This window comes from Bacteroides cellulosilyticus DSM 14838 (genome assembly GCF_000158035.1).
Taxonomy (GTDB): Bacteria; Bacteroidota; Bacteroidia; order Bacteroidales; family Bacteroidaceae; genus Bacteroides; species Bacteroides cellulosilyticus.
The window spans coordinates 336,071-342,773 of sequence record NZ_EQ973488.1 but is presented as its reverse complement, the minus strand read 5'-3'; the positions used below and the strand labels follow the sequence as shown (position 1 = coordinate 342,773).

Here is a 6,703-nt window from a genome sequence, read left to right as displayed (position 1 = left end):
TGGCTGAAGCTGCTTTAGCTGACAACGATGTAAACGGAGCAAAAGGTTTTCTGAAAACATTGTTGACGCTTGTTAGCAATCGTCCGGTAGCAACAGACATTAATGATCAGTTGGAAGGACGTTATAACGGAGGGTATAAAGAATATCCTAACAGTTCGGAGTACCGGGTAGCCGCATCTTCGGAGGATGAATTCAGGAGCGGACTTGTGCTCGACCGTCAGTCACCTCATTTGATTTCTGTTCCTTATATTTCCGGTACTTCCGTTACAGAAGAAATGATTGATGCTCCAACCACAGTCGATGGGCTTTTAGAAGTTCTTTATCTGATGCGACAAGAAATCTTTATGGCAGAAGGCAGACGTGCAGCCGACTTGGGCATTCGTTTCCCGGTATGTGAAACGGAAGCCGCAAATACACCTTCGGCAGCAGAATATACCACTGCACAAATTCCTTCTTTCATTCCTTTGAATCAGGATATGGATGCTTTTGAAATGGATAAGGAAGCGAAAACGGTTGTGATTAAATATAATATGAACCGGATTATCGTACAGAATAAATCTTCGGAATATGTAGCGCCTTTCTTCAATTAAATAATAATCCCCTATGTAGGTATTACTAATATATAATGCCGGCATAGGGGATAATTTGTATAATATCCGGAGTTATAACCGAAGAAGTTGGGATATTAGAATGATAGTCTCATTGTACAACGTATTCCTTTTGTCTGAATGTCCGGATGGTTGCGATAGTTTAATCGCCAGACATAATCAACGCGAAGGAACTTAAAGATATTCTCAACGCCCACACTTGCTTCCATATAAGGAGCCTTTCCCAATGTATATGAACCCTTTGGGAAAAGATATAGCCCGTCCCCTCCATTCTTAGGATTATTCTTCTCCGTCAGATGTCCCCATAAACCACGGAAACAGAATACCTCCCTTGCTTTCAATTTCTTGATGAGAGGCAGACGATTCAGAAGATTTCCATTCATATAGTATGTCAAATCCCAGGAAACATATTCGTCACTGATAAACTCCATGGCGTTCATATTCGTATAAGCTTCTGGCTGAATGGTATAAGAAAGGTTTGCATTTGGCAGAATTAACAGCGGATACGGAACTTTGTTCCATACCTTTCCGGCTTTGGTGATAATGTCGATATATCCAAAAGCTGAAAACCAGAAACGTTTCTGTATGCCGATATCCGTACGATGATAATCGTAGGATGAGCCAAGCAGATTTTTCTTTGCCATTACATGACTGAAATTAAAAATTAAAGCATCAAATGTAATTGGAACACGACTATTGCGAGTCTGATAGAATTTTTCATTTTTGCCATAACGGAGCTTCAGTTCCAGTTCCGTCATATTATAGTGCTTGACATCGCTGATGGTTCCGTCTGCATTGATACGGTCGAAAACAGCATATTCCGTGGCATATTCGCGACGGTTACGAACAATGGCATTATATGCCAGTCCGTTATACTGTTCGTAAGAGTAAGTCAGCTCAGCTTGTCGCAAATAAGTTGCCCGTGTATCCTTCTGACGTCTGATACTTAGAAGGACATTATCCTTGCTGGTGTACATGTACTGCTGTCCCAACTTGTTAATATCATACATATATTCAAGCCGGATTGAATTTATCGGAAATTCCTTGCGGTATTCTTTGCGTTCATTGAATGAATATTCAACAAGGGCATTATACTTCAGCTTTTCATCTCTCGTTCCATACGCCATATAGCCATCGAAGAACCAATTTTTATTGAGTGCGGGCGTCGTTGTGCCTCCCACCCGAAAGCGTGCCCCTTCGATTGCACTGCCGCTAATGGTAGAATTCATCGGACCAAATTCGAATTTATTCATAGCCGGGTCTTTATTGGTAGGGATATAGCCCGACACGAGAGTTGTGACGACCTTTTCCGTTACATAAAATACCGGAACAGAGCGTAATTTCACCATCAGTTTTTCCACGGAGTTCGGATTCTTTTTGATTGCTTCTCCCGGACGATTGCTTATCCAGAAATCATCCGGCTGGCGATAAGCATCTTTTGAGATGATGACAGGTGCACTACTTTTAAAGATTTGGGCTTGTTCGGCATTGGGTTCTTCGAATGACTGGTTGCTATAGACATTCAAACGCCTTGCATACATTCCTTTAGTTTTCTCACTTAACTTGAAATTTACGCTGATATCGTCTTTCTTAATAATACGGGTACTATCTGAGGTCCGTTCGAATATCTGCTCGATAGTCATTCTGGAAACAAAATTCAAATTGATATCCTTAGGAACATTGAGGATTGCTTTTTGGACAAAATAAGTGGAGTCGAGCGTGACATACAGATGCCCGGTAAAACCGAAGGTTTCCGAATTGAACGGAACAAATCCGAGATCCACACACTTTTGGCCATTTACGTTTAATGTATCCATCAGATAGTATTTATAATAGTTCGGTCCGATTGTGGAAAGCGGGCTTACAAACCTCTGTAGAAATAACGGTATGTCATTTTGGAAAATGTCGACTTCCCTGAATACTTCGCTCAAAACCTGCTGGATACCGTCGCGCGAGAATATTTCATCTACACCGGACGATTTGTTTCCTTTTACTATATGTTTCTTAGACTTTGGGTCCTTACGGTAATAGACCGTCTCGACTTTTTCTTTCTCAGAAACCGGCAGAATGGTGGTGCCAATATCAAGCGTATCGACAAAATCGGCCAGGAAATCGAACTTGCCTGACTTGCCATTCTTTTTAGGCTTTGGTTCATACTCATTCATGGCGAAGACCATTTTTTCATACCGGTCGTATTGGAAATAGTCATGATTATGGGGATCATTACTTTCACGTAGAGCAATCACCTGCCTCACAAATGTTACAGCTGGGTTTTCTTTCTTACTGTATTTCTCCTTTTGAGGTCTGACAACCACTTCATTCAACATAATTCCATTTGGAACTAATTGTATTTTCAGGTCATTGGTTTTCCCCGGGATGACTTTCATTTGTTTCTTGTCATATCCCAAATAAGATATTTCCAGAATCTTATCGATGGTTGGAGTAGAGAATGAAAAGTTCCCATCCCCATCGGTGGCTGCTCCTATGGTTGTACCCTCAAATTTAAGAGATACATAAGGCAACCTTTCGCCTGTAATCGAATCGGTTACGATTCCTTTTATTATTGTATTCTGTCCATTCGCCACCCACACGAAGAAGAAGGACGCTAACAAAAAAAAAATCTTTTTTCCCATTGTAATCTCCTATTAGTTAGTCGGAGAAGTCATATTGCGTATAATTCTTGCCCTTCTCATTCATGCGTAAACCTTTAAATTCGGATGATTGAATATCGATGGTCAGTACGAACGATGTGAACATCATCCTGCGTTTTGCTTTCGTATCCGGAATAATCGGAGTGATGGTCAGCGCACAGAGATTCCCTTGTTTCGTAATTTCCATGTCGGCCACTTCTTTGATATCCGTACTGTCGCTATCGCTCGAAAGTAGATTCCTGAGAACAATCAGAAGAACTTCAAATTGCTTATGGGTTACTCCCTTAGCTATGCTTTCCTGACCATCATTGATCATAGTGAAGACACCGTTGTCCATTATCAGCATATCTTTCCCTTCATTAAACGTCATGTATGCTTCATTAGGCTGCATGAAGTGAAATTTACCTTTGGTAACAGCGTCTTCTGCCACTGCTGCATGGTGCTTAGTCCGAATCACGGTAGCTGTGAAGGTATTTATGCCTTTGTATCGTTCGGCTACTTTCCGGATATCAGCTTCTTGTGCCGATAAGGCGGTACACAAGAGGATGGCAGTGATAAATAGGGTATATAATCTTTTCATACATGTAGTTTAAGTATAAAGTCCTCCGTTAATTGAAATCACATTACCGGTAATGTAACCGGCGTTTGGCGAAACCAGAAAGCCAACCAGTTCGGCCACTTCCTCGGGAGTACCGAAACGATTGGCGGGAATGGTCTTCTTCAGTGTATCTTCGTCGAGTCCCTCTACCATATCTGTTCTGATAAATCCGGGGGCGACAGCGTTGACAGTCACATTTTTGCGTGCTACCTCCTGAGCCAGTGCTTTCGTGGCGGCTATGATGGCTCCCTTTGCTGCGGAATAGTTGGTCTGTCCCGGCATTCCTTTGACACCGCTTACGCTTGCCATATTGATGACACGTCCGAACTTACGGGCCAACATGGATTGAAGCAAGGGTTGTGTTACATTGTAAAAACCATCGAGACTGATGCTGAGTACACGATGCCAGTCGTTTTCAGGCATGAATATCAGGAGATTGTCACGGCGTATACCGGCATTGTTAACCAATACTTCGATGTATTCTTCAGGATGGGCGTTCTCCCATGACTCGATGGCTTTGCTGGTCTGTTGCCGGTTGCTTACGTCGAACATCAGTATCTCGCCATCCTGTCCGGCCTGGCGTACCAGTTCCAGAGTCTTTTGGGCCTCTGTGGCGTTACTTACATAGTTGATAATGATGTGGTAGCCCATCTGAGCTAATTTTACACAGACAGCACGGCCAATGCCACGGCTGCCTCCGGTTACTAATGCATACTTCATTGTTAGGTCTATTTTAGTTTTTTACTATATTCCATATCGGTTCCTTTCCTAATACTTCAGCACAAGTGAAGAGCGCTGTCATGGTCACACCGTGTAACCCGTGCAGCATCAGATTCTGTCCCGTAAGAAGCAGGTTGGGGATGGGTGTACGTGGTGAGAGCAGGGTTATCATCGGATTTCTGAAATCCTTGCGCAGGCCATAAGCTGACCCCTCAGGTGTGAGAGTATAATTACGGTAAGTGAGTGGCGTACTGGTGTAGCATCCGGTGATCCTATCACGAAGGCCGGGAATGAAACGTCCGGCAAGGGTGATACATTCGTCTGCGACACGCTTCTTCATCGCTTTATAATCTTCACCACGACGGCCCACTTCGGTATGGCTCCATTGTTCACACTCACTCCAGTTCATTGGGGTGAGGAGATCTACCTGTTGTACATACTTACTGCCATCTTCCGGTATGCGGCAACTTACCAGTACTCCGCTTACAGGATTGTTTTTCAGATGGAATGTCCATACAGCCGGTTCCTTATAAATATATTGGTTCCAGTTAAAGTATCTGAGAGTTTGCGGCTTGATGCGGAGCGATACGGTGAACATACCGAAAGTATTCTCCAGATGAGTAATTCTGCTACGATAAACTTTCTTCATCCTGCTGCTTTGTTTCACTAGATTGCAGGTGACAGCAGGATGGATATTGCTGATAAAAATAGTGCCTTCGTAGATTTCTCCATTAGAGCATACTGCATGTACCAGTTTACCGTCTTTTTCCACTAACTCCCGGACTTCGGCATTACAGATAATCTCGCCGCCATGCATACGAATGCCATCAGCCAGTGAGTTTACTATCAGAGAACCGTCACCTTTTAATCGCCAACTGCTTTCGATGAAACTTCCGTTACCATGAGCGAAGGTGAACAATGGAAGAGATTCTTTCCGTAATTCCATTTTCAGGGAAGTGCCACAGAGTACATTTATCAGTAGTGGATCATGGAATGTCTCTGTCAGATACTGATAAGCGCTTGTTTCAAAAAGCCGGGAAAGTACTGATGACTCTCCGGTTTGAGGATTTAACGCATCGAATTGCTGTTCACCGCACTGTTTCAGCATATCTGCATATTTGTTCAACGCATCGCGTTCAGCAGGAAAGGCTACTGTCAATGTTTCGACAAATGCATCATATCCTTGTGCGAAGCTGAAAGTCTGATTTCCGATTGTTACCCGGTCGAAATGGTTGTCAAGGCGTTGCCATGGAAGACGCAGCAGTCCCAGATGCCTGAATGCAGAGTGTAGTGATTGTCCCTCGTCCAAACCTCCTACATAGTGAAAGCCTGTATCGAAAGCCAATCCATGCCTTCTGTAGCTTTGGAGGCATCCACCTGCTTGTGTTCCTCTTTCAAGCAGAAGAACGCTCATACCGGCTTTCGAAAGAATGTGTGCACATTCCAGCCCACCCAGTCCGCTACCTATGATAACTGCATCGTACTTCATTCTTTATTCTTATTAATCATTCTGAAAATGGCCGGTTGTACCACATAAGAGATCACTACTGCCGAAATCATGCCCACAAGAGTGGAGAATCCTACTGATTTGATGGCAGGATGTTCGGCAAACAGCATGGAACTCACGGTAACAATCAGGATAAATGCACTGAAGAATATAGCTGTCTTGTGATAACCCAGCAAGCGCGAGTTCTCTTTACCGCCAATAAGTCCGTTCATCACGAATATGCTATAATCAACCCCTATACCAAAGATAAATGTGGAGATGATAATGTTGATGAGATTGAACCGTACATCAAAAATCACCATTGCCCCCAACACTATAAGCCAGCTTGACAAGATTGGCATAAAACCGAGCAGGGTATGCTTGATATTGAAATGGAAACTGAAGAAGAGTACGATGAGTACAAAGAGCATGGAAACCCATTGCAGCACATTGAAGTCGTCATTCAATTGGATCAGTGTATCTGTGGTATAATAATAGGTGTCGAGCACAAGCAGGCTAGGTGATGAAACTATAGCCTCACAGATACGGTTATAGTCACTTTCCTTGCTATGGATAGAGTCGTTTTTGCATCTTACGGATGTAAAGCACAGATACTCGTCGTTGTAGGACTGTTCCATCA

General features: G+C 43.2%; 4 protein-coding genes and 2 pseudogenes. 1 reads left to right on the top strand and 5 read right to left on the bottom strand.

Going from position 1 to position 6,703, the window contains the following annotated elements; translation table 11 throughout:
• A pseudogene (locus BACCELL_RS02750) lies at nt 1–590 on the top strand (hypothetical protein); the annotation flags it as partial.
• A gap of 95 nt (nt 591–685) precedes the next feature.
• Here BACCELL_RS02750 and BACCELL_RS02745 read toward each other — a convergent pair.
• The 5 genes and pseudogenes from BACCELL_RS02745 to BACCELL_RS02725 form a co-directional block, all read right to left on the bottom strand.
• Complete coding sequence (locus BACCELL_RS02745) at nt 686–3,241, bottom strand: DUF5686 and carboxypeptidase-like regulatory domain-containing protein (protein WP_007209998.1); 2,556 nt, start codon at nt 3,239–3,241, stop codon at nt 686–688.
• Nucleotides 3,242–3,257: 16 nt separating this feature from the next.
• Nucleotides 3,258–3,839: an outer membrane lipoprotein carrier protein LolA gene (locus BACCELL_RS02740; protein WP_007209997.1), complete on the bottom strand. Its 582-nt coding sequence runs from the start codon at nt 3,837–3,839 to the stop codon at nt 3,258–3,260.
• A 9-nt stretch (nt 3,840–3,848) separates the two neighbouring features.
• The gene (gene flxB / locus BACCELL_RS02735; protein WP_007209996.1) at nt 3,849–4,577 is read right to left on the bottom strand and encodes a flexirubin biosynthesis SDR family reductase FlxB; all 729 of its coding nucleotides are present in this window, start codon (nt 4,575–4,577) and stop codon (nt 3,849–3,851) included.
• Nucleotides 4,578–4,590: 13 nt separating this feature from the next.
• Complete coding sequence (locus BACCELL_RS02730) at nt 4,591–6,066, bottom strand: phytoene desaturase family protein (protein ID WP_007209995.1); 1,476 nt, start codon at nt 6,064–6,066, stop codon at nt 4,591–4,593.
• A pseudogene (locus BACCELL_RS02725) lies at nt 6,063–6,703 on the bottom strand (MMPL family transporter); the annotation flags it as partial. The gene BACCELL_RS02730 and the pseudogene BACCELL_RS02725, both read right to left, overlap by 4 nt.

Coding starts and splice junctions, on each gene's coding strand:
- BACCELL_RS02745 (WP_007209998.1), bottom strand. CDS start 3,241: ATGGGAAAAAAGATTTTTTTTTTGTTAGCGTCCTTCTTCTTCGTGTGG.
- BACCELL_RS02740 (WP_007209997.1), bottom strand. CDS start 3,839: ATGAAAAGATTATATACCCTATTTATCACTGCCATCCTCTTGTGTACC.
- flxB (WP_007209996.1), bottom strand. CDS start 4,577: ATGAAGTATGCATTAGTAACCGGAGGCAGCCGTGGCATTGGCCGTGCT.
- BACCELL_RS02730 (WP_007209995.1), bottom strand. CDS start 6,066: ATGAAGTACGATGCAGTTATCATAGGTAGCGGACTGGGTGGGCTGGAA.